24 protein-coding genes are annotated in these 22,234 nt (G+C 55.6%); 4 read left to right on the top strand and 20 right to left on the bottom strand.

Annotated elements, in window-relative coordinates:
• A partial coding sequence (locus tag TIRI35C_RS00005; RefSeq protein WP_188202873.1) for a geranylgeranyl reductase family protein occupies positions 1–891 on the bottom strand: 891 nt, incomplete at its 3' end.
• Positions 892–952: 61 nt separating this feature from the next.
• On the opposite strand from TIRI35C_RS00005, the gene pcp reads away from it, so the two are divergent.
• Genes pcp through TIRI35C_RS00020 form a run of 3 tightly spaced genes read left to right on the top strand, consistent with a single transcriptional unit; the run spans position 953 to position 4,254 of the window.
• Complete coding sequence (gene pcp, locus TIRI35C_RS00010) at positions 953–1,555, top strand: pyroglutamyl-peptidase I (RefSeq protein WP_188201263.1); 603 nt, start codon at positions 953–955, stop codon at positions 1,553–1,555.
• Between the two features lie 39 nt (positions 1,556–1,594).
• Positions 1,595–3,601, top strand: coding sequence for a DUF460 domain-containing protein (locus TIRI35C_RS00015; protein ID WP_188201264.1), 2,007 nt, complete (start codon positions 1,595–1,597; stop codon positions 3,599–3,601).
• A 32-nt stretch (positions 3,602–3,633) separates the two neighbouring features.
• Positions 3,634–4,254 carry a hypothetical protein gene (locus tag TIRI35C_RS00020; protein ID WP_246454609.1) on the top strand — a complete coding sequence of 207 codons (621 nt, stop codon included), beginning with the start codon at positions 3,634–3,636 and terminating at the stop codon, positions 4,252–4,254.
• Here the strand turns inward: TIRI35C_RS00020 and TIRI35C_RS00025 are convergent.
• The 10 genes from TIRI35C_RS00025 to TIRI35C_RS00070 all read right to left on the bottom strand — a co-directional run bounded on the left by TIRI35C_RS00025 (position 4,235) and on the right by TIRI35C_RS00070 (position 13,294).
• Positions 4,235–4,543 carry a transcriptional regulator gene (locus TIRI35C_RS00025; RefSeq protein ID WP_188201265.1) on the bottom strand — a complete coding sequence of 103 codons (309 nt, stop codon included), beginning with the start codon at positions 4,541–4,543 and terminating at the stop codon, positions 4,235–4,237. The two genes, TIRI35C_RS00020 and TIRI35C_RS00025, sit on opposite strands and share 20 nt — an antisense overlap.
• A gap of 4 nt (positions 4,544–4,547) precedes the next feature.
• Positions 4,548–5,132 (bottom strand): hypothetical protein, encoded by a 585-nt coding sequence (locus TIRI35C_RS00030; protein ID WP_188201266.1) that lies wholly within the window; start codon positions 5,130–5,132, stop codon positions 4,548–4,550.
• Between the two features lie 66 nt (positions 5,133–5,198).
• The gene (locus TIRI35C_RS00035) at positions 5,199–5,396 is read right to left on the bottom strand and encodes a TIGR04140 family protein (RefSeq protein WP_246454611.1); all 198 of its coding nucleotides are present in this window, start codon (positions 5,394–5,396) and stop codon (positions 5,199–5,201) included.
• A 32-nt stretch (positions 5,397–5,428) separates the two neighbouring features.
• Complete coding sequence (locus TIRI35C_RS00040) at positions 5,429–6,820, bottom strand: ATP-binding protein (RefSeq protein WP_246454614.1); 1,392 nt, start codon at positions 6,818–6,820, stop codon at positions 5,429–5,431.
• A gap of 101 nt (positions 6,821–6,921) precedes the next feature.
• Positions 6,922–7,893 (bottom strand): TIGR00269 family protein, encoded by a 972-nt coding sequence (locus tag TIRI35C_RS00045; protein ID WP_188201268.1) that lies wholly within the window; start codon positions 7,891–7,893, stop codon positions 6,922–6,924.
• A gap of 72 nt (positions 7,894–7,965) precedes the next feature.
• The gene (locus TIRI35C_RS00050; RefSeq protein WP_188201269.1) at positions 7,966–9,099 is read right to left on the bottom strand and encodes a site-2 protease family protein; all 1,134 of its coding nucleotides are present in this window, start codon (positions 9,097–9,099) and stop codon (positions 7,966–7,968) included.
• A 50-nt stretch (positions 9,100–9,149) separates the two neighbouring features.
• Positions 9,150–10,034 (bottom strand): glycosyltransferase, encoded by an 885-nt coding sequence (locus TIRI35C_RS00055; RefSeq protein WP_188201270.1) that lies wholly within the window; start codon positions 10,032–10,034, stop codon positions 9,150–9,152.
• On the bottom strand, positions 10,031–11,296 hold the full coding sequence (locus TIRI35C_RS00060; protein ID WP_188201271.1) for a sulfatase-like hydrolase/transferase: 1,266 nt from the start codon (positions 11,294–11,296) through the stop codon (positions 10,031–10,033). The genes TIRI35C_RS00055 and TIRI35C_RS00060 overlap by 4 nt, the downstream gene beginning before the upstream one ends.
• Entirely contained in the window at positions 11,283–12,227 is a 945-nt protein-coding gene (locus tag TIRI35C_RS00065; RefSeq protein WP_188201272.1) for a glycosyltransferase family 2 protein, read from the bottom strand. Before TIRI35C_RS00065 ends, TIRI35C_RS00060 begins: the two co-directional genes overlap by 14 nt.
• 50 nt (positions 12,228–12,277) lie before the next feature.
• Entirely contained in the window at positions 12,278–13,294 is a 1,017-nt protein-coding gene (locus TIRI35C_RS00070; protein WP_188201273.1) for a glycosyltransferase family 2 protein, read from the bottom strand.
• A gap of 116 nt (positions 13,295–13,410) precedes the next feature.
• Here TIRI35C_RS00070 and TIRI35C_RS00075 point away from each other — a divergent pair, with 116 nt between their 5' ends.
• Positions 13,411–14,388, top strand: coding sequence for a sulfotransferase (locus tag TIRI35C_RS00075; RefSeq protein ID WP_188201274.1), 978 nt, complete (start codon positions 13,411–13,413; stop codon positions 14,386–14,388).
• 33 nt (positions 14,389–14,421) lie between these two features.
• On the opposite strand, the gene TIRI35C_RS00080 is transcribed toward TIRI35C_RS00075, so the two are convergent.
• From TIRI35C_RS00080 to TIRI35C_RS00120, 9 genes are all read right to left on the bottom strand, one after another.
• On the bottom strand, positions 14,422–15,966 hold the full coding sequence (locus TIRI35C_RS00080; RefSeq protein ID WP_394354740.1) for a flippase: 1,545 nt from the start codon (positions 15,964–15,966) through the stop codon (positions 14,422–14,424).
• Complete coding sequence (locus TIRI35C_RS00085) at positions 15,963–16,703, bottom strand: sulfite exporter TauE/SafE family protein (protein WP_188201276.1); 741 nt, start codon at positions 16,701–16,703, stop codon at positions 15,963–15,965. The genes TIRI35C_RS00080 and TIRI35C_RS00085 overlap by 4 nt, the downstream gene beginning before the upstream one ends.
• A 15-nt stretch (positions 16,704–16,718) precedes the next feature.
• Complete coding sequence (gene cysC, locus TIRI35C_RS00090; protein WP_188201277.1) at positions 16,719–17,264, bottom strand: adenylyl-sulfate kinase; 546 nt, start codon at positions 17,262–17,264, stop codon at positions 16,719–16,721.
• Positions 17,265–17,311: 47 nt separating this feature from the next.
• Positions 17,312–18,742, bottom strand: a complete 1,431-nt coding sequence (locus TIRI35C_RS00095; protein WP_188201278.1) for an alkaline phosphatase family protein — start codon at positions 18,740–18,742, stop codon at positions 17,312–17,314.
• A gap of 5 nt (positions 18,743–18,747) precedes the next feature.
• Entirely contained in the window at positions 18,748–19,683 is a 936-nt protein-coding gene (locus TIRI35C_RS00100; RefSeq protein WP_188201279.1) for a DHH family phosphoesterase, read from the bottom strand.
• Between the two features lie 29 nt (positions 19,684–19,712).
• The gene (gene sat / locus TIRI35C_RS00105; protein ID WP_188201280.1) at positions 19,713–20,852 is read right to left on the bottom strand and encodes a sulfate adenylyltransferase; all 1,140 of its coding nucleotides are present in this window, start codon (positions 20,850–20,852) and stop codon (positions 19,713–19,715) included.
• A 25-nt stretch (positions 20,853–20,877) separates the two neighbouring features.
• Complete coding sequence (locus tag TIRI35C_RS00110) at positions 20,878–21,105, bottom strand: ribbon-helix-helix domain-containing protein (protein ID WP_014788819.1); 228 nt, start codon at positions 21,103–21,105, stop codon at positions 20,878–20,880.
• A gap of 200 nt (positions 21,106–21,305) precedes the next feature.
• The gene (locus TIRI35C_RS00115; RefSeq protein ID WP_188201281.1) at positions 21,306–21,785 is read right to left on the bottom strand and encodes a type II toxin-antitoxin system VapC family toxin; all 480 of its coding nucleotides are present in this window, start codon (positions 21,783–21,785) and stop codon (positions 21,306–21,308) included.
• Complete coding sequence (locus TIRI35C_RS00120) at positions 21,773–21,961, bottom strand: hypothetical protein (RefSeq protein WP_188201282.1); 189 nt, start codon at positions 21,959–21,961, stop codon at positions 21,773–21,775. Before TIRI35C_RS00120 ends, TIRI35C_RS00115 begins: the two co-directional genes overlap by 13 nt.
• Positions 21,962–22,234: the final 273 nt, after the last annotated feature.

The following is a 22,234-nucleotide window of genomic DNA, read 5'->3' on the forward strand; positions in this document are numbered from 1 at the left end:
TTGATTCCGTATTTCCCGGCAGATCCTCTCGTATTCGGCCGGCTTCCCCACCATCAGGGCTTCCCTGAGGGCACGGGCGCAGAGCATCCCGAAGACTATTCCCCCTGCGGTGGTCGGTTTTATCTGCAGCGCCGCGTCCCCGAGCAGTGCCACGTTACCCCTCACCCAGGGTTTTCTGATTCCAAGTCCCACCGTTCCGGCCTTGAACTCAACTATCGACGTCGGCTTGAGCATCCTCACCCTGAGGAAGCGGTTGAGGGCCTCGATGCTCCCGAGGGTTCCGACCCTCGCCAGCCCCTCGTTCACCGGCGCCACCCACATGAAGAAATCCTCGTTCATGTCCTTGTTCACCCAGACCTCAACGAAATCCTCCCTGAACTCTCCAACGACCTCTACTTCATAGCCGCTCAGGAACTCCGCGTCCGTCCTGGCCCCGATAGCTTTGGCAACGGAACTGTTAACGCCGTCCGCCCCAACGTAGAAGCTTGCCTCAACTTCGAGGGTCTCTCCCAGGTGCTGGAGTACCGCCTTCCCGTTCCTGAACCCCTTGAAAGTCGTCGCCATGTAGTAATCCACGCCCCTCCGGGCGGCCCTTTCGGCCAGGCTCTTCTCCAGGGCTTTCCTGTCCACCAGGTATGCCTGGGGGGTCTTCCTCTCTATCTCAAAGCTCTGGATCCGTGAGTAGAAGGCCGCACCGCGGAGTTCGTTGAGAACGGCATCCTCGGGAAGGCCCAGCCTCTCGTAGTTCGCCGCTCCGATGATGCCCGTGCAGGCTTTACCTCCAAACGCACCCTTCTTCTCGACTACAGCGACTCTGAAGTCCCTGGCGAGCAGGTTCGCAAGGTAGTTGCCCGCGGGCCCGCCACCAATGATGAGAACATCGTACTTCATCCTCACCCCTCGTTCGAAGTAGTTTTTAAACCCTAAAAACCTAACCTTCCCGGTGAGTGGGGTGAAGGTTCTCATAACCGGTTTTGAACCCTTTGGGGGAGAGGAGATAAACCCGTCATGGAAGGCAGTTGAACGGCTTCCTGAGGAAATTGGGGGGGCGAAGATAGTTAAGCGCAGGCTGCCGGTGACCTTCAGGGGCGTCAGAGAGATTCTGCCGAGGCTGATTGTCAAGGAGAGTCCGGACGTGGTTATCCTGACGGGCCAGGCCGGAGGGAGGCCGAACATAACCGTCGAGCGCGTTGCGATAAACGTCATGGACAGCACGATGCCCGATAACGAGGGGTTTGCCCCGGAAGATGAGCCAGTATTTGAGGGCGCTCCTGCCGCGTACTTTGCGACCCTCCCGGTAAAGGCCATCGTTGCTGCCCTTAGGGGGGAGAACATACCGGCAGCGGTCTCCAACACTGCAGGAACGTACGTCTGCAACGCTGCCATGTTCACGGCGCTCCACACGATAGCCGTCGCTGGAATGGAAACCAGGGCTGGCTTCATCCACGTGCCCTTTATCCCCGAGCAGGCCCTGGAAAAGCCGAGGCCCTCTATGGCCCTGGAAACCATAACGCGGGCATTTGAGGTCGCCGTTAGAACCTCGCTTGAGGTCTGAAACCTTTTTAAATCCTCTTTCCTACCCCCTACAAAGCCCATGAGGGTGAGGCCTATTCTAATCCTCGGCATTGATGTGATAAGTGAGAATCCGAAGAAGTTCGCGGTGGTGAGCTGGTTCAACGGCAGGCTTGAGAGAAAGGGTGAGTTCACCCTCTACAGGTTAATCCGCTTCATCCAGTCCAAGAGGCCGGATATAATAGCTCTTGACAGCGTCACTGAGCTCGGCGATGATTTGCGGAAGTTTCTTCGAGCCCTTCCGAGCGGGACGAAGCTCGTCCAGGTGACCGGAAGGCCAGGGGAACAGAGAAGCCTCCAGAGTTTAGCCAAGGAGCACGGGATAAGAACCTTCGATAGGTTTGACCCCTACGAGGAGGCCAAGCTCTCCGCCCTTCTCGCGAGCAAGGGTGTTGGCTACGAGGTTTTAGCTTTTGAGGATGAGGTTATAATCAAGGTAACCCGGGGAAGGAGTCACGGCAAGGGCGGCTGGAGCCAGGACCGCTATAGAAAGCGCGTCCACAACCTCGTCAGGGATAAGGTGAGGGAGATAGAGGAGGGGCTCAGAAGGGCGGATATACCCTTTGACCTCGAAACGGAGGAGCGGGACTACGGTCTGGCCAGGGGAGAGTTCCGAGTCTACGCGGCCAGGGAGGAGCTGGCAGGGCTGATAAGGCCCATGCGCGGCGGTGACGTTGAGGTGAGGATTCAGCCCGTCGAGAGGGCCGAGCTGGGCTTCGCTCCGCTCAGGGGCGAGGAGGCGATAAGAGAGAGGCGGAGCATAATCGTCGGCATAGACCCCGGCATAACGGTGGGCATAGCCGTGATAGACCTGAGTGGAAACATAGTGGCCCTTCACAGCGAGAGGAACATGCCGGTCGGCGAGGTCTTCAGGTTCATAAGCGAGATCGGCCACCCCCTTGTGGTTGCCACCGACGTCTCGCCAGCCCCGGGCTTCGTGGAGAAGATAGCCCGCTCCTTCAAGGCCAACCTCTTTGTCCCCCGGGAGAGCCTCCGCGTCCAGGACAAGAACGAGCTCCTGAGGGACCTGGGGGTAAGCGTTGATGACGACCACCAGCGCGACGCTTTAGCGGCCGCTTACAAGGCCTACCTCCGGCTGAAGCCGAAGCTTGAGCACGTGGATGCCAGACTGCGTGAGGCCGGGCTTAGCAAGAAGGCGGACGAAGTCAAGGCCCTGGTCATTCAGGGCTACAACCTCGGAGAGGCCATGCAGAGGGTGGCGCTCCGCGAGAGGTCGAGGGCGGAGGAGAAGCCCGAAGAGGCCAGAAGGCAGGGCCCGGACGTTGAGCAGTACCTCAGGAGAATCCACGAGCTTGAACGGAGGATAGGGTTCCTTGAGAGGGAGAACGCCGAACTGAGAGAGATAATAAAGGAGCAGCGGAAGACTATAGGCAGGCTTGAGAGAAGAATAGCGGACTACGACGAGGAAGTCAGGAGGAAGGTCCTCCGCGAGAGGGAGCTTGAGGCAAAGGTAAAGCGCATAGAGGCCCTTGAGAAGCAGCTCCACGAAGCAAAGGCCGTGATAGAGAGGCTGAGCAGGGACCTTGTCCAGGTAAAGAGGATGAACGTGGTTGAGATTCGAGGCTCCGCCGTCCCTCTAAAGGTCATGAACGTCCTCAGCTGGCGCGAGCTCGAAAGACTGGAGCGCGAGATAGGTGTAAAGCGGGGCGATGTCCTGTTCGTGGTGAATCCCGCCGGTGCCGGGAGGGCCATAGCGGAGGAGCTGGTGGAGAAGGGGATCCGGGCGCTGATAACGGAAAAACCTCTGCCCGAATCAGTTCGGGTGGTTCTCAGGGAGGCCCACGTTCCATTTTTCACTGGCGATGAACTCGACGTCAAGCGCGTCGATGAGTTCGCTGTAGTCGAGCGGGAGACCCTCGAAAAGGCCATTGACGAACTGCTCGCCAGATGGGAAGAAGAGGATAAAGAGGAGGAGGCAGAGAGGCTCCTCCGCCTGGTGGAAGAGTACAGAATAGAGCGCATGAAGGAGCTGAGGAGAAGGGCCGAGGGGGAAAGCAAGCATAGGTAGATTTTTTAGTTTTGGCATCGAAAGACGGTAGGGTGAGCAGGATCGGGAGCGAGAGAAAAATCATCATGGCCTCGATTTTCCTCGTTTTCCTTGGTCTGATCACAGCTGTTATGAACGGCAGGACCGACCACATCTACCGGACTGGGGTTGCTATCGTTGGGCTCTCTATTCCCCTAATCTTGCCGGTCAAGGTTCCCGATCCGCCGGAAAGACTTCGCCCGTTTCTTGCCCCAGTATACAACGAGGGCACCATGATGATCCTTGCGGTCTTCATAGCGGTTCATGTTTCCCTCGTCAACGTTCCCTTCACGCACTACGACCTCTTTCACAGGGACTGGAGAAACGCGGACATGATCAGCCACTTCCTCGGTGGGCTTACCCTCTGGTTGATAATAACCGAGGTGTTGGGTGAGCTGAGCGCGGGCTGGATGAGGGTTTCCAGGAGGGAGGTCGTTGTTTACTCCTTTGTGGTTTTCTATACCCTTGCCATTGGCTGGGAAGTTGCCGAAAAGCTAAGTGAGGGTTCGATAACGTTCATTCACGAGACAGCGGCCAATAAACTCAGGGATCTGGTGATGGACACCCTGGGGGCCTTATTCGGCCTCTGGATGTTGAGAAGAAAGAATTACCCGTTCAGTCTTCCGCGGGAATGAGCGATAGCGCTTCCTTCAGCGCCCTCAAATAATCGCCGGTTTCTTTCGCCCCCTTCTCCGTTATCCTTACGGCCGTTCTCGGTCTGTCCGCTATCACCTTGTAAATCTTGATGTAGCCTGCTTTTTCGAGTGCCTTAAGGTGCGAGTCAAGATTGCCTGGCGTTACCTCCAGGACCTCCAGGAGGTCCCGGAAGAGCACCCTCCCCCGGGGAAGCAGGTAGAGCATCACACCTAACCTAACCGGGTTTCCGAGTGTGTGGTTCCTGCTTAGCTCTCGCAGGGCCTCCATGGTATCACCGCTCTATTGCTCTGAAGGCCGAGTGGAGGTACCAGAGGGTTGTGAGGCTGAAGCCCAAGGCGATTCCAAAGGCCGCCAGCACGGTTGCGTTGGAGACGGCGCTGTAGGCGAAGGGTATTAGGATGGCTGGTATCCCAAAGGCCGGGATCATTTCCCGCTCTCTCGTAAGTGCGAACATACCCCCCACGGAGAACGAGATGAAAGTGAGCAGGGCAACCCCGATCTCGGTATCGACCGGCTTGTTTAGAGCCAGCGGCACCGCGACCCATCCGAGGAGCAGGCCCGCGACCCAGACCCCCATTATCGCCATCCCCTCCTTCCAGGAATTCCCCGTTATCCCGGCCAGTCTTACGTACCTCTTCCACACGCTGCCCGTGAACTTCATCGCAACTATAAACGCCGCCGGCCAGTAGACCAGGTTGAACTGCCACGGCAGGTCCAGTATGCCCATTATGACGTAGTAGAGGCTCATGATAACGAGCCACACCGCGAAGTTCATCGCCCCGTACAGCTTTCCCGCCGCTATGAGCTTGCCCTCGACTCTCTCTAAAACGTTCTTCAGCTCCCTTACGTCCTCCATGTACTTCACCAGTTGAGAATAGGGCGTTCTGCTATTTATATCCGGGTCTTTCTCTGAACTTCAGAGCTAACCCCCGGCCCTTGCGAGTCTAAGTTTTTCCATGAAGCGCTCGATTTCCTCAGGACTTCCCTCTACCAGAACCCTGTTGAGGGTTATACCGTTCCTCTCGATTTTTCCAAGGAAGGCAAGCTTAACCTCTGCCCCGCTCTTCTCGCGTATTTCCTCGAGCTCGCTGAGGGGAATTGGCGTTTCAACAATCCTCAAGGAGGAACCTCCAGAGTGTTCAAAAGAAGATGTTAGAGCATCAGTAAAAGGAGCTCCCTCGGTACAAACCATACATCGTCCTTCTTTTTCAAAGGACCATTGTATACCACAATACCGCAGGTTAACCCCGTCTTCTTCATGGTCTTGACAACTTGACGGACGCTCTTTCTCCCCCAGCCGACCTCAACCACAACTCCTGTAGTGTGTCCCTTCAAGATAAAGTCCGCACCGCCTTTTTGGGCATCGTAGTGAAGCCCCAATTTCTTCTCCTTGGCAAGCAGGTGAAGATAAAGCGCTACGGCATCCTCAAGAAGCATGCCGAGTGTTTTTGAATCCCTTTCAAAGAGTCCAAACTCGTAAAGCACCGCACTCCTGAGCATTGGTGCCAGAAACTTATACTTCGGAGTCTTTCGAGCGACTTTGCCCAAAGAACCGTAGGCCCTTACCGGGAAGATGACTTCGAGGTCCTCAAGCTTCTCAATCATTTTTTCTACAGTCGCCTTGGCAAGCCCCAAAGTTGAGCTCAAGTCATCGTATGCTAAGCTTTCGCCGGAGGCAAGAAGAAGTAACAGACCAAGAACCTTTTCCCGTGTCGTCTCAGAAAGCCCTTCTCTCACTAAATCAACTTCAACAATCTTTCTCAGTATCTCATAAGCATCTTCAAGCGGATTCCCGGAAGTTAGGTAAATGGGTAGCGAGCCTTGAATGAGGTAATCCTCAACGTCTCTTTCAGTGAACTTTAGCAGTACTCCCCTAAGCTTCTCCTGGATTCCGGAGAAATCACAGTTGAGAAATGCGCGCTTTAAAGCCATACTAAGCTCCCCGGGAATTCTTATCCCCTTTTTCAGAAGCAGGTACTCGGTGAAGGTAAGAGGTGGCACCCTGAGCTTCTTGGCCCTTCTCATCAAGTCGGGGTCAAGCTTAAGGGGGAGTGAGGAAGATCCGGTAACCACAATCATGAGATTGCTCGCGGAGTCATGGAGGTCTTTCACCGTAGTCCCAAAGTTCTCATCATAATGGGCTTCGTCAATGAACAGGAAGGTTGGCTGGCTGAGCTCTTCGATTCTTTCGCCGAGGAGACGCTCGTAGGCCTGAAGGAAGTCGTTCAGACTTATTCCCAACGGACGAAGCTTGTCGAGGGAGACGTAAACGAGTCTCTCCCTTGGAATTTGGGGGAGAAGCTTGAAATACATCTGGGCAAGCATGGTGGTCTTTCCAACACCACGAAGACCGTAGAGAACCAAAAGTTTGTTCTCCCGGATTTTAAGGAATAACTCGACTTCCTCTTTAAGATCCGTGAGAGGTTTCCTTTCAGGTCTTTTTTCTCCAGTTGGGGTAAATACATACTTTCTAAGCCTTGCCTCCGCCGTGTCAATGGTTCTTCTCACAATGCTTTCTACGAGTCTTTCCTCCACAGCCCTCACCTAAGCGTAGTCTATCACAATGGGATAAAAAGCCATCGTTTTATACTACCTACTTGATATTAAATACAAGAGTAGCTGGGCTTTATTTCTCTAAACCTTTGTCACTCAACCCTGAAAGTTAATCCCTTCTCCCTGGCCTTCCTCCCCACCTGAAGTCTAAAGGCACAGGCCTTGCATATCTCTCCCGTTGTCGGCTGGCCGCATATCTTACAGCGGTTCAGTTCGCTCGTCTTTTTGGTGTAGGTCTTCGCTATCAGCGGGAAGAGCTTGTCGTAGCTCCTGAGGATCTGGTATTTGGTGCCGGGGTGTTTTTCTTCCATCTCGTTGAGCCAGTCGCGGATTTCGGCACGGAAGGCTTCGACCGCGTAGGGGCACTCGCTGAAATCAACCTCTATGTTGTTGAGGACCGCGTAGAGAACTATCTCCTTCTCGGGAATCTCACGGAGGGGCTTTATCCTGGGGACAAGCTCGGGGTGTATCTCCTCGTAGTATGGGCCCGTCCTGCCCAGTCGGGCTATGTCCCCCCTCAGGATGTTCATTATGAACATCTGGACTTCGTCATCTAAGTTGTGGCCGACAGCTAATTTATCAGCTCCGACGTCTTTAGCCGCGTAGTTCAGAAGCCACCGTCTCCAGACGCCACAGTAAGAACAGGCACCGACTCTTTCCCCCTTCTCGAAGCTCCCCATTATCTCGACGGTCTCATCCAGCGTGAAGCCGATGTATTCTTTGAAGGAGTAGATGCGATGCTCTACCCCCAGCTTCTCGGCGTTCCTTCTGGCTATCTCAACGCTGGGAGGCCTGTAACCGGCTATGCCTTCATCTATCGTTATAGCAACCAGCTCGAAGGGGAACTTCTCGCGCAGCTTCGTCAGGAGATGCATGAGAACGACGCTGTCCTTCCCGCCGCTCACACCAACGGCTATCCTCTCACCCTTCTCGATGAGGCGGTACTTCTTCACCGTCTCCTTGAACTTCTTCTCTACCATCTCGTTGAAGTGTTTCCTGCAGTAGTACCGCCCGGTGTATCTCGCATGATAGACTGCATCACGGCCGCACTTTGAACACTTCATCCTCTCACCGGAGGGGGGTGGGAAACCCTCTTAAAAAGGTTGGCTTCAAGCAACAGGAAAAAGATGGGGGCGCTATCCCGCGAGGTTCATTATCGCGGGGAGGATGTTGAGAGCCAGCAGGAAGAGGCCCACCCCTATGGTGAAGTACCTGACCGGCTTCGCGACACTCTCCGGCAGGTAGCGTTTGAACACGTCGTCGAGCATCCTCCCCCCGTCCAGCGGGACAAGCGGGAAGAGGTTCATAAGTCCAATGCCTATGTTGAGAACGTATATCCAGTAGAAGGTGAAAAACAGCGGCAGCACCAGCCAGTCGGCTCCAACCTTTGAGACCACGTTCTGCGCGGGGTAGATTCCTATGTAGCCCTTCTCGGGGTTATCCGGATGTGTCCCGAGCTTCAGTTGGAGGTTCAGCTCCTGACCTCCCCTGAGGACCGTGAGCGTGACCATCTGACCCGGCTTCGTTCCGTTCATGAAGTTTATGAAGCTCTCCATATCGGTTATCTTTTCCCCATCCATGGCGACTATAACATCCCCCTTCTGAAGGATTCCATAGGCCGGGCCGTCCTCCAGCACGCCGGACACGAGGATTCCCGAGGGCTGAAGGACTGGGGATATGGCGAAGTTGAGTATCAGAACCGCCAGGAACGCCGTTGTGACGTTGGCGAGTGAGCCGGCCCCGTAAACCCTCAGCCTGGTGCGCAGGGAGGCCCTCTCAAGCTCCTCCTCGTCCGGCTCGACGAAGGCGCCGGGTATGACGGCGAGGAGAACCAGACCCACAGATTTCAGCGGCAGGTTCTCGGCCCTCGCCACTATTCCGTGGCTCAGCTCGTGGACTACCATGACGACGGCGAGGGCTATCAGGCCGTACCAGAGGGGTATAGTTATTCCGGGGATAACGAGCTGTACACCTCCGCCTGTTCCTCCGCTCTGGATGGTCCTCAGTGCAGTTCTCAGGAGTGCATAGAAGACGTAAACCATGCCCATAAAGCCGAGGGCGATTCCAACATCCGCGTAGACCTTCCAGAAGCGTCTGTTCCTGCGCGAGAGACCATCAATGAACCCGAGCAGTCTCTTCGTTCTCCACATGGCGATGAACATGTCCACGGTGAGGCCCTCTTCCCTCTCCTCTCTCCTTCCGAAGATGGCATAGAGGACGAGCCAGAAGCCGATGATTCCCGCGATGACTGCCACCAGGGTGCTGTTCATTTGGGCCACCTAATAGCGCTTTCATGGATGGAGTTTAAAAATTAATCGGGCTAGAGCCTCCCCAGGAACTTGAGTATGTACACCTTCGTCCTGACGTCGAGGAGGGAGCGGATAACGTCGGACAGGTTGCCTCTCATCGTCGGGTTCAGCCTGAACGCGGTCAGCACCTCTCTGGCCCCGCTTCTGTCGCCTCCAAAGAGCTTGAGAATCCCTATCTGGAGGAGGTGATAGCTCAGAACCCGGGGATCGTGCCTTATGTCCCCGTGCTCCTCTATCATTCTGTACCTCCCCGCCAGGTACTTGGCGAAGGAGAACTGGCCGGAGTGGATTGAGTAGTCAACCAGAGGCTCGTCTATCGCTCCGAAGCGGCATATCTTTGACATCCTCAACCACATGTCCCAGTCCTCGCAGGTCGGGAAGCTCTCCCTGAAAAGTCCCGCCTTCTTGAAGCACTCACGCCTCACAATTATCGTGGACGTTCCGGTTATGTTGTCCCTCAGCATGTGTCTGTAGACGTCCCCGCTTGCCCGGGGGTGCTTTATCCCCAGAATCCTTCCCCGCTCCAGGTAGTAGTATGTAAACGCCGTGTAGATTAGCCCGTAGTCCCTGGGGAGCTCCCTGAAGGCCTCCATCTGGAGCTCGAGCTTGTCCCTCCTCCACCGGTCGTCATCGTCGAGGAAGGCTATGAACTTCCCCCGGGCCTTCAAAACGCCGAGGTTGCGGGCGTTGGCTATGCCCTTTCCCCGCTGGGGAACGTATCTTATCCTACCGTCCCCGAAAGACCTGATGAGTTCCCTCGTCGATTCGCTCCTGGCGCCGTCCACCACGAGCACCTCGAAGTCGTCGAAACTCTGGTTTAATACGCTCTCTATTGCCCTCCTGAGGAGCTCGTCCCTGTTGTAGGTTGGGATTATGACCGAAACAGCCGGCCTCACCCGGCCACCCTCCCTCCGGTGAAGAGGCTTAGGTGCCTGAGTATCAGCTTCCTCGCCTTCCTCTCGAACTCCCCGTTACCTGACTCGACCTCCTCGAGCTTCCAGTCATCGACGTTGAAGACCGCGGTGCCCTCCCTGTGGTAGAGCTTTATCCTGTACTTCTCGAGCTCCTTCACGGCCTCGAGCTTCTCCTCGGGCAGGTTGGGGTAGGGATAGTGGGTTCCGAAGCTCTCTGCCAGGGCGTACTCCGAGGCCAGCTGGAAGTCCTTCCCCTCAACCTGGCTCAGGATAAAGGGCTTTATCCTCGCGAGGCTCACGTAGCCCTCCACCTCGCCAATCTCGCGCGGGGCCCTTATCAGGAGGGGCACCCTAAGGAGCTCGTCGTCCAGGAAAACCCCGTGTCCCAGCCTGTTGTCCTCCCCGAGCAACTGTCCGTGGTCGCTCGTGACGACGATGACAGAGCTCTCCATCAGGTTCCTGTCCTCGAGGATCTCCATCATCTCCCTGAGCCTCTTCTCCAGGTATTCCACCTGCCTTGGATAGCCCTTCCTCCACTTTTCGACGAGCTCAGGCTCCTCGCCGAGAAGCCTGTTCACGACCGGGGCGTCGGTGAAGCCCTCGAAGATGGAATACGGCTCGTGAACCTCCATGAGGTTGATGAAGGTGTAAACCGGCCTCTTCAGCTCCATCTCTGATAGGAGCCTCTCCGTCACCTTCGCCCCCTTGTCCCTGGGCCACCCTTCGCCGTACCTGCCCACTATCCTCAGGAAAATCTTGAACGGCAGGGTGAACTTCCTCTCCTTCACCAGCGCCCACGTCAGCTCGAGGGCGTTCCCCGGCTCGTGCTTCCTGAGCACCTCGTTCAGCTCCTCCCGGTCTCTGTCCTCGATGAGGGGCCTGAGGGTGTCCCTGAACTCGTCAAAGGATTTTATGCCGAAGTCTGGGCCGATGAAAAAGTTGGCCGTGAGGAGGTAGGTGGTGTACCCGAGAGATGCCAAAACCTCGTGGAGGTACGTCCCGTCCTCCCGGAACCTCACGTCGGGCACCTTTCTCTTCCTGCCCTCGTGAACCCCGTGGTAGAGGGGATAGAGGCCGGTGAACATCGAGGCGTGGCTGGGTATCGTCCAGGGTGACGTCGCTATCGCGTTTTCGATGCTCGTGAACCCGAAGTCCCTCGTGAGGAGCCTCTCTATGCCCTTAGAGTGGTCCTTCCTCAGGGTGTCGAGGACGATGAGTATGACGTTTGGCTTACCCACGGACATCACTCTCCCGAACCGGCACCAGCTTTCTCGCGTCCCTTATCCTCTTGAGCTTGCGGAGGTTGCTCCCCAGGGTCAGGTCGCTCCGTATCATCTCCCTGAGGTCCCCGTTCTCTATTCTCCTCTCTCTTTCCTTAAACGCTTTGAGGTATCCGGCAACGAGGGCGTAGCCCTTGACCGGGTTCTGAAGCATCAGAAATCCTGCTCTGGCAAGGACCGACGTGAAAGACGCGCCGAGCTTGTAGTTGGACCAGCCCAGCATCTCGTAGCCCCTCAGGTGACCGAAGCGTCCCTCCGTCTCCCTGAGCTGAACCGCTATGGCATCGACCACCTGCCCGGTTCTCCACCCGAGGAACCTTGCGAGGTAGTGTGAGACGGTGTCAGGGCTTGGACCCTCGCGGTACCCACCGACCTCCCTGAAGCACTCCCTCCTGAAGAGCCTTGGACTGCCCTTCGGCCTCTCGGGGTCGGTTCCCTCCCAGACGAGTCGTTTTCCCTTCAGATAGTAGCCGCCGCCACTCACGATTCCAAGCCGGGGGTCCCTTCTAAAGGCCTCCACAAGTTTTTCGAAAAACCTGCGCTCCAGTATGAAGTCAGCATCTAGAACTCCTATGTAGCCGAAGGGTATGCCCCTCCCAATGGCCAGCGAGAGCGCCCTCTCGAAGCCCGCCCTGACCACCTTGGAGTAGCGGTACTTCAGGTCGTAGCCGCCGCCACCCTTCAGGTGGAGAACCTCTATCCAGTCGTGCCTTCTCGCTAACTCATCAGCTATCTTCCCCGTCCCGTCGGAGCTGTTGTCGTTCACTATCACCCACAGCCTTGGCCTGAGGCTCTGGTTCACAACGCTCCTCGCCAGAAGGGGCAGGTTCGCCTCTTCGTTCTTTGCTGGGGTGACGAGCAGGTAGCCCCGGGTTTTCGAGCTCCTCGGCTTCACTTCCTCCCCTCCGATATTTTATAAAGTAAACCCGTGCATTGTGTGTTCCATCATGTTATTTTTTGCATCTCCCTCGTCCAGAAGTTTACTTCTCCCTTCTTAATCCTGTTTCGGTTTGAGAGGGCGAGCCACATGGCTTCAATCATGTAGGTGACTTTGAGGGCTTTCTCCTTCTTGAAGCCGGAAGTCATGAAGAGTATGGAGTGAAGCAGGAGGTCTCCAATCCTGCCAAGAACGTAGACGGTCTTGTTTCTAGCGTTCTGCTCGAAGAGCTTGTAGAACAGATAGAGGTGATAGACCTGCTTCATGGTCTCGAACTGCTTTGATGGGAGCCTTCCCGCCGGGGCTTCCTGATGCACGAGCCTCGCATGAGGAGTCTGGTAGAGTGAGCCCGGGAAGAGCTTGTGGAGCCTGTAGGAGAAGTCCTTGTCCTCCCCTATTGCGTACCTCTTGAGGCGCTCGTCGAATTCGAGGCTTTTAAAGACTTCCTTCCGGTAGGACATGTTCGTTCCGCTGAAGCTCTCCCGGTTTATCGTCCTCGTGAGCCTGTAGGGAAGGACCTCGAAGAGGGAAACGAGCTGTCTGTGCTCGTCCACCTCGTAGTAGCCGCGCTGGAGGAGCCACCAGATGAACTTCAGAAAACCGAACCTGATGAGGGGGTTGTTCCCGCTGACCCTGTTGGTTATGAACCCCTGGACGCCCATGGCGTTGGGGTGCTCCTCATACACTTTGAGGAGGTTCTTTATGTAGTCTCTCTCAAGAACGACGTCGTCGTCTAGGAAGAGGAGTATCTCCCCCTTTCCGAGCTTTGCTCCCGTGTTTCTGGCATGGGGCAGGCTGGCACCAAGGGAGGTAATATGCTTCACGGCGATTCCGGCGTCTCGCATTTTCTTGAAGATGTCATCGAACTCCTCCTTCACATTCTCCCACGAGCCATCGAAGCTGCCGTTGAGGATGATAATCTCCGTAGGATGAACTGTCTGTTCAATTATGGACTCAAGGCACTCTTTGAACTCTCTGGGACGTTTGTAGAGTGTTGATATGATAACTGATACGGACATGGACATCACTATCAAAATGAGAACCCTGGAACGATTTAAAAAGATAGCTAAGCGGATGTCGCAAACTATTTAAGTAGCCCACGTTAACGTATGTTTCGAGTGTCATCGGAGGGAGAAAGCTGATGGGACCGCTCTCGTTCCTTGCTTCTAGAATCAATTATGCCCTTGATTTAATCACCGCACGCCTACACGATTTTAGAATCGAGGACACCATAGTAATCTCTGGAACTCCCCGTTCTGGCTCCACGTGGCTCATGGAGCTTCTGGAGTCCCTTCCAGAATACAAATCCGTCTTCGAGCCATTTCACCCCTCATGGTATCCCGAGTTCAGGAAGCTTGGCATACCCTACGACCCCTACGTTCCCACATCGGAGGATTACCCGAAGCTGAGGGCATATTTGGAGAAGGTTTTTACCGGTCGGGTGGGAGCCCAATTCCCCCACAGGCAGTATCTTAGATTGGGGACCATAACCCGCCGTTTCAAGGCATCCAAGCTCATTGTTAAGTTTGTCAGGGCAAACACAATGCTTCCATGGATAGCAAACACGTTCAATCTGCGGGCTACCTACTTCATAATCCGCCACCCCTGCGCCACCATAGCGTCCCAGATTGCAACGGGCTACTATTCAAGGATAACCCCGGAACAGCTGGCCAATGAGGTGCGCAAGGTGGAGGGCCTGGAGGAACTGGCCGGGCGCGTTGCCGACTTGAACACTGAGATAGGCCGCCTCGCCGCGGTTTGGGCCTTTGAGAACTACGTTTCCCTTGCATCGAAGGAGAAGGCCTGGTACACCGTGGTCTACGAGAGGCTCGTGAGCGAGCCCGAGGAGGAACTCCCGGCCCTCTTTGCCCACGTCGGGGAAGAGGTTCCCGGGGCGGCCTGGGAGCGGGTCGGCAGGCCAAGCATGGTCACGAGGAGGAGCTACGGAAAGGAGTACATAGGAACCCCCAAACAGCTCCTCAAGTGGCGCGAGAAGCTGAGCGAGAGACAGGTTAAGGAGATACTCGAGGTGGCCTCGTGGTTCGGCCTGGACTTCTACACCACCGAGCCTGAACCGGATTACGACGCGCTGGCTAGGTGGGGCGTGGCCGTTGGATAATCCTCATACTGTCCGCTTCCCACAGGAGGCGCCTCACTCATCTGAAAGGAAGCGGGAGAGGAGTCTCTTGACCGGTCCAAGGCTTACCCCCGTCCTGGCTTCAATGGCATCGAGAAGCTCGATGTCCTCCTTTTCGGCCGTTCTAAGCAGGAGTATCAGGATGGCATAGCCCGCATAAACGACGAGGGTCACTGCCACTGCGATAAGAAGGCCCCCGTTAATCCCCAGGAGTGCGGTCACCCCTACCAACCCGAGACCTGGAAGGAGTGTTTTGAGGTAATTTCCTCCAAACGGATGTATCCCCGTCTTCCTGTGGAGCCACCAGGTTCTGTACAGGTTGGCGGTGACGTACGACACGGAAGTCGCCACCGCTGCACCCTCTATGCCGTAGATGGGTATGAGGACGATGTTTAGGGCCACGTTGGCGGCCGATGCGAAGAGGTTACCGGTCAGGTTGGCGGAGGGCTCGCCAACGGATATTAGGCTCATTCCGTTGAGGCCCATCATCACGTGGAACATGAAGCCTGCCGAGAGTATCCTGAGGGCGGTGGCGGCATCTGTGTACTTGGATCCGAAGAACAGGTTGATGGCGCTCTCGGGAAAGACAAAGACGAAGAAGAACACTGGGAACGTGAGAATGAAGACCCACCTGGTGGTTGTGCGGTACAGCTTCCTAAGCCCATCGATGTCACCACCGGTGAAGAAGGCCGTTGCTATGGGCATGTAGAGGAAGCCCATCGAGTTTAGGAACAGCGGTAAAAGCCTCGCTATCGGCGCCGCGCCGTTGTAGAGGCCAACTGTGTCGGGATCGAAGTAGTAGCCGAGCATCAGAGAATCCGTCCAGCCCATCACGTAATCGAGGATTCCGGTGAGCATTAGTGGGAGGGAGAACAGGAACAGTTCCCTTGCGAGCTCCCTGCTCAGGTAGAGCCTCCTCGGGAGCAGGCCGAGACGAAGGGACTCGCGGACGAGAAGGGCCGAGGAGAGCACCTGGGCCGTCACGTATGCGATGAAGATGAAGGTGTAGCCCGCCCCGGCCAGCAGTCCCGCCGTGAGGATTATCAAAAACAGCAGGGGCGGCAGGAGGTTTCTGTAATAGAGGTTCTCCCTCACCCTGCCGTGCCCCCTCGAAACGGCGATGAGGAGCATCGTGAGCACCATGAAAGGGAGTGCGGGGGCCGCCAGGGGGAGGGTCGTATCTAGGTACCTATCGTTCAGGAGGGGGGCGATGTAAGGCGCCAGGAGAACCGTCGCGGCCGTCATCACCATCGAGGCGACCAGAGCCATAGTGAGCCCCGTGGAAACGAGAACCGGAATCTTGCCCTTTCTCTCCCTCAGGTGGTGAGATATCTCCCTGGGGAGGCCGCTCTGGAGGCCGAGGAGAGCCACAGTCATAGCTATGCTGAGTACCGTCATCGTCAGGGTGAAGGAGCCGTACTGATACCTATCGAAGTGCCTCGCTATGATGGCCCTGCTTAGAAACGTCAGGAACATCGAGGCTATGGTCCCGGCGAGGACTATCCCCATACCCCTGGCGACTTTATGGAGCGCGTTTCCCGTATCGCCCAACCCCTTCACCCGCCTAGCAGTGTGAACAGTCCAATCAGCAGGATTATCACGTTCATGGCCCTTTTAAGCTTCTCCCTGTCCGCCCTTTGGTTGACGTGGGTGCCGAGATACACCCCTGGGATGGCTCCCAGGATAAGGGCCCCCGCCAGCTGGTAGTCCGCACTGCCCATGCCCGCGTAGTTTATGAAGCTGAACGCCGACAGAGCCAGGCCGTAGGTTATCGTCACCCCAACGACGTCCCTCGGGTTGAGCTTGGCGACGTTCATGAGGGCGAAGCTGACGATGACCCCTGCACCGACGGAGGTGAACTGAACGGTCAGCCCAACTATGAAGCCGAGGAGGTAAACGTAGGCCCACCTTGGCCTCACCGGAACGCGGAATTCGCCCTTGAGAAGGCTTAGAACCGCGCTGACAACGAGTATTGCCCCCAAGAGCACGGTAAGGTGGTCGTTGAGGGTGTTCCGGTCCATCTCCCTGAGGATTATCCTGCCGAGAACTATCGCAGGAACGCTACCGGCGAAGAGCCTCGTTGCTATGTCATACCTTATCCTGCCCTTTCTTCCGTGGAAGAAAACGCCGAAGACCCTAGTGACGGTGGCGTAGAGCAGGTCTGTTCCGACGGCGGTTAGGGGTTCAACACCGAGGAAGATTAGGGAAGGGGTCATTAAAGCCCCGCCGCCGACCCCCGTGAGGCCCACGAGAAAGCCGACGAGGAGGCCCAGTCCTACGAAGGTCGGCGGATTCAAGGCTTTACCCCCCGTTCACGGTAGGTAACCAAGCTCCCTGGCCTTCTCTATTACCGCCTCGACCTCTTCCTCCGGCGTCATCTTCGAGCTGTCCACCTTTACCTCGGGATTTTCAGGCTCCTCGTAAATTCCATCGTAGCCGGTCAGGCCCTTTATCTCTCCCCTAAGGGCTTTGGCGTAAAGCCCCTTGGGGTCGCGCTGGATCCTCACCTCGAGGGGAGCGTAGACGTAGACCTCCATGAAGTTTCCTATCTCCTTCCTCGCGTACTCCCTGACGGCCCTGTAGGGCGAGATCAGCGAGACTATTGCTATTACCCCGTTCCTGCTGAGGAGTTTGGCCATGTGGATAACAACGCGGTTGTGCATCTCCCTGGCTTCCTTGGAAAATCCGAGGTTCGGATAGAGGGTTTTCCTTATCGTGTCCCCGTCGAGTATCTCAACGCGGTAGCCCATCTCCCTGAGCTTCCTCGCGAGCTTTACAGCCAGAGTCGTCTTTCCAGCACCGCTCGGCCCCGTGAGCCAGATGGTGAATCCTTTTTCAAGGTTCTTCAGCTCGTTCATTCTACCACCTCGTTTCAGCGGTTGATTGGAGGGTGAAAGATTGAAAGTCAGAGGATACTCCTCCCGTGCATACTGGCGAGAGGCTCCTCTACCCCGAAGAGTCTGAGCATGGTTGGGGCAAAGTCATAGATGGTCAGCTGCGTTGCCCTGCTCTCGTCAAAGCCGGGCAGATACATCGAGAACACTCCGAACTCGGAGTGGTTCGCATCGTCCGGCCCGGTGTCGTTCTCGGGCAGGTAGTTGCTCGGGTGGCCGACGGTTCCCGCCGCGCGCCAGTTGAGGTTGTCGAAGTAGACCATTATGTCCGGCTTGCTTCCCTTTGTCACCGGGTAGATGTCCTCGGGGTAGAACACCTTCGTGTCCCACCTCTCGCCGTTCGGGCCGCGTATTGACTTTATCTGCTCGGCAACCTCGTCCCTTACCTTCTCGAACCTGGACAGCGGTATCTTTCCTTCCTTCTCCCTGCCGAGGACGTTGAGGAAGACCCTTGAGTAGTAGCCGCCCCAGCCCCAGGCGGTGGTTTCCTTCCAGTCGACCTCAAGGCTCTCAAAGCGCTTGACCTTTCCGTCGTGGAGAACCTCGGGGTTCTTCACCTTCAGCAGGCCCTCCTCGGCCAGCCACTGGTTGACCGCGAAGTTGCCGTGCATGGCCTTTATCCCGTGGTCGGAGACGATGAAGACAGCGGTCTCGTCGAGGTCTATGAGCTTGAGGGTCTCTCCTATCTCCCTGTCAAGGAGTCTGTAGTAGTCAGGGATGACGTTCTCGTACCTGTTCCCCTTACCCGGGTAGAGGTGGTGGTTTTCATCAAAGTAGCGCCAGAATGCATGGTGGAGCCTGTCGAGGCCAATCTCAACGAAGTGGAAGTAGTCCCACTCCTTCTCCTGGATGAGGTAGCGTATTACCTCGAACCTCTTCTCCGTCATCTCCCAGATGCCTTCCTTGACCTCGTCCTTGGCTTCTCTCCTGAATGGGACGTCGAAGATGTACTCCCCAACAAGCCTCTCAATCTCGTCCTTCAGCTCCTTCGGGTACGTGTAGTCCACGCTTGCATCTGGCGTTATGAAGCAGCTCACGAGGTGGCCGTTGATCGGCTTCGGCGGGTATGTCGGAGGAACGCCCACTATTATCGACTTCTTTCCGCGCTCGCCGAGGTAGTCCCAGAGCGTCTTTTCTCTCACCTTCCTGCTGTGGGCTATCCAGTAGTCGGTGTAGGAATAGCCGGTCCTGTGCCTGAAGCCGTAGAGGCCGAGCTCACCCGGCGTTTTTCCAGTAACCATCACCATCCACATGGGGATGGTTATCGCCGGAATGCCGGTCTGCATCGGACCGTAGACGGATTTTTCGAGGAGCTTCTTCACGTTGGGCATGTCGTCGATGAAGCGGTTGAACAGCAGCTCCGGCGGGGCGGAGTCGAGGCCTATGACGAGGACTTTCTTCGTCCGCTCCATTCCCTCCTTAACTTTCCTTTCAAACTCCATTCTCCTCACCTCAGGTATTCTTCAACGATCTTGAGTGCGTCTTCGATTTTATCCCTCTCGCAGACGCAGCCGAGGACTTCCCTCTTGCCGCCGGCGTTGGTTCCGAGGGATTTAATGCGTTCGATGACCTCGGCCATGTTTATCCTCCCCGCTTCCTCGCCGGAAATCCTGAAGTAAAGCTGTGCCTTTCCGTGGAAGTTCCCGTTGATAGCTACTGCGCCCCTGTAACCGAGCTCCCAGACGAGCTTTCTGGCAACCTTTGAGATAATGTTGAAGGGGCTCTCGAAGTGAACAATGGCGAAGCCGTTCCGCTCCTCGGCGTTTGAAACCGCCCCCTCGATGGCCTCCTTTATGGCTTCCGCCTTCTTCACCCACGGCTCGTATTCGAGGAGCTCCATAACGGGATAGTTCAAAAGCACTTTAACAGCTCCCTCAACCGCCTCCCGGTCCATGGCGATATAGTTGGAGTCGATGAGCTCGACGAGCCTTAAAGCCTCTTTCCGCGAGATTCCCTCACTTTCCAGGAGCTTTCTGACCCTCTCCAGCTCGAAGGCCTTCTCGCCCACATCCCCAACGACGCCGAGGGCGCTCCAGGCGTTCCATATTCCGAAGTGCTCCGAGACGACGAAGGAGTTAGCCGGCCAGTACTCCCCTTCCAGCGAAGGGTTTACCTGCTCGACGAGCGAATTCCCGATTCTCGGCTGGGTGTGGTGGTCGATGAAGAGGGTCGGGATCTTAACCTTCTCGACCTCGCCCGGGACGTTGAAATCCAGTACGTAGAGTCTTTCGGCCCTCTCAATGGCCTCCCATATCCTCCCGTCGAAGCGGAACTCACCTATCGGTGCCGTCATGTTGGTGAACCCTTCCATCTTCAGTGCCCTTATGAGAAGCGCCGCCGAGGTTATCCCATCGGTGTCCCAGTGGTGGACGATTAGGTTCACCTAACTCACCTCGCAAAAATAATGGAAAGTCACTCAACGAACGGGTTCTCGAAGCTCCTCACGACCTCAAAGACCTCAGGCCTCATCATGTACTCCGGCGGCTTTTCACCGGTCATTATCATCTTCCTGAGCTTGGTGCCGCTTATGTGGACGTGGAACTCTTTGCTGTGGGGGCATATCTTCGCGTTGACCATGCCTCCGCACTTCCTGCAGTAGAAGGACTCGCGGATGAACATCGGAGTTATTCCCAGGTCAGGGAACTCTCCGAAGAGATCCCATGCCTCGTAGGGTCCGTAGTAGTCTCCAACGCCTGCATGGTCCCTTCCCACGATGAAGTGCGTCGCACCGAAGTTCTTCCTCATTATCGCGTGGTGAACGGCTTCTCTTGGCCCGGCATAGCGCATCTCGTAGCGGACGGTTGCCAAAGTTGCCGCATCTTTGGGATAGTAGTGCTCGAAGAGCGCCTCATAGGCCTTGATTATGACCTCATCGCGGTAGTCACCCTTCTTCTTCCTTCCGAGAACGGGGTTGATGAAGAGACCATCAACGAAGGTCAGTGCCGCTTTCTGCACGTACTCGTGACCGAGGTGGGGAACATTCCTCGTCTGGAACGCAACGATGGTCTTCCAGCCACGCTCCTTGAAGAGAACCCTCGTCTCGACCGGCCTGAGGGTGTACTTGGCGAAGGGGTTCGGGAGCTCGTTGAGGAGCTCTATCTCTCCGCCGATGAGGTAGTCCCCCATACCCATTACCCTGGCGACGCCGGGGTGGTTGGGGTCGTCCGTCTTGAAGACCTTGACCGCGAATTCCTTCCTGTCGTAGGTGTAAATCTCCGCGACGTGCATTCTCGCTACCGGCAGGTCGTCGTAATACAGGAGTATCGCGTCGCCCTCGTCGAAAGTTTTCTCCCTCACATCAAGGACTATCGGAATGGTCCAGGGCGTGTCGTCGCTCAGGCGCATGTGGTCGAGGACGCTCTCGAAGTCGTCGCTCGTGAGGAAGCCTTTGAGCGGCGAGTAAACGCCGTGGGCGATGTTCTCGAGGTCTATAGCGCGACCATGCTCGATCTGGACGCGGGGGTATTCTTTCTGCTCGCTCAGAATCCTCTCGCGGGTCCTCTCGGCAACGAGCCTTCTGACAAGCCTTCCACCGTGCGGCTTTGAGACCATAGTATCACCTCAAAAAGGAAAGACCTCAGTCGAGGTAGCCGAGGGCGCGAAGCCTCTCCTTGACCTTCTCTTCCTCCTCCTCGGTGAAGACCTCCTCCTTTTCCTCCTCTTCGAGGCTCGCCAGAACCTCGCGGAGGACGTAGGTGACGTAGTCCGAAACCGAAGTGAAGCCCGTGCCCTCTATCCTGGCCTTTATCTTATCGTAGAGGGGCTTTGGTATGGAAACGGTGGTGTACTTCTTCTCCTCAGCCATCGCCAGCACCTCCAGTTTTAATGATATTTAATGACATTTAATTAAAAGGGCTTCGAATATTTAAAGATTTCCATTTCTTGTGGGAATGTTTGAAGGCCTTTAGATGACAATCGTTTTAAGGCTCTTCGACAATTTCACAACGCGATGATGAGTGATGGGCGAACCGACCGGTGAGGAAGGAAAGGTGATCGCTGAGCAGTTTAAGTTTCTTCCCTCTCTTCGGTGATTTTTGAGATCTCTTCAAGTGAGCTTAGTAGAACTATTCCCTCTCCACTGCACGCTTCTGCAAAATCGCTGTCAAGGGAAATAAGATACTTAACTCCATAAAACTTGCAAGTTGCTAGAATAAGGGCATCGTTTGGTAGTAGGCCGTATTTCGCCATATATTCGACGGCGAGCGTCTCGACGCTTCGGTTTATCTCAAGCTCTGTGAAAATTTCAAAGAATTTTAAAAAGTCCTTGAGTTCAGTTTGATGAGTCCTAACGAGTTCAGGTTTGTGCTTGAGGGTATACGGCCTTTCCCCTGTCAAGGCTCTGAGGTACACCATGAGTGATTTGCTGAAGACAATGCTATTTGAGTACAGAACATCAAACCTCTCCCTTACCTCTAAAATGTCGAGGTTGCCCGTTAAGTGTTCTATAATCACGTTTGTGTCCACAAAGGCACTCAAACCGTCCATTCGTCCTCTACCTCTCTGAGGATCTTCCTGAGGTCAATTCCTTTAAATCTCCCATGAAGTTTCTTGGCCGCGTATTCGATTTCTATTTCCCTTTCGACGATTCGTTTTATTCTGGCCATGTCAATACTCCTGAGGATCTCGTCGGGAATGTTAAGCTCGACCGTTACCTTTCCCATTCTCCCACCACATTAGATTACGGAGGCAATGATAAATAACGTTTTTGTCAGCTCGTGCTTGCTTTTTGAATTAATTTTTTAAAGTCCATCTTCAACTTTTTTCGGGATGATGAGTTCAGCCTTGCCTGAGGCTCGTGATGATGGAGTGACGGACTGACCGCCCCTTATTTTTTGTTAGCCTAATAAAATTGGAAATCCTAATAAAGTTTGGAATCCTAATGGAACTGTCGAAAGCCTTAAACGTCATGTGCATATGCACAAAATTGTGGTGGT

Origin of the sequence: Thermococcus camini (assembly GCF_904067545.1) — an archaeon.
GTDB classification, from domain to species: domain Archaea; phylum Methanobacteriota_B; class Thermococci; order Thermococcales; family Thermococcaceae; genus Thermococcus; species Thermococcus camini.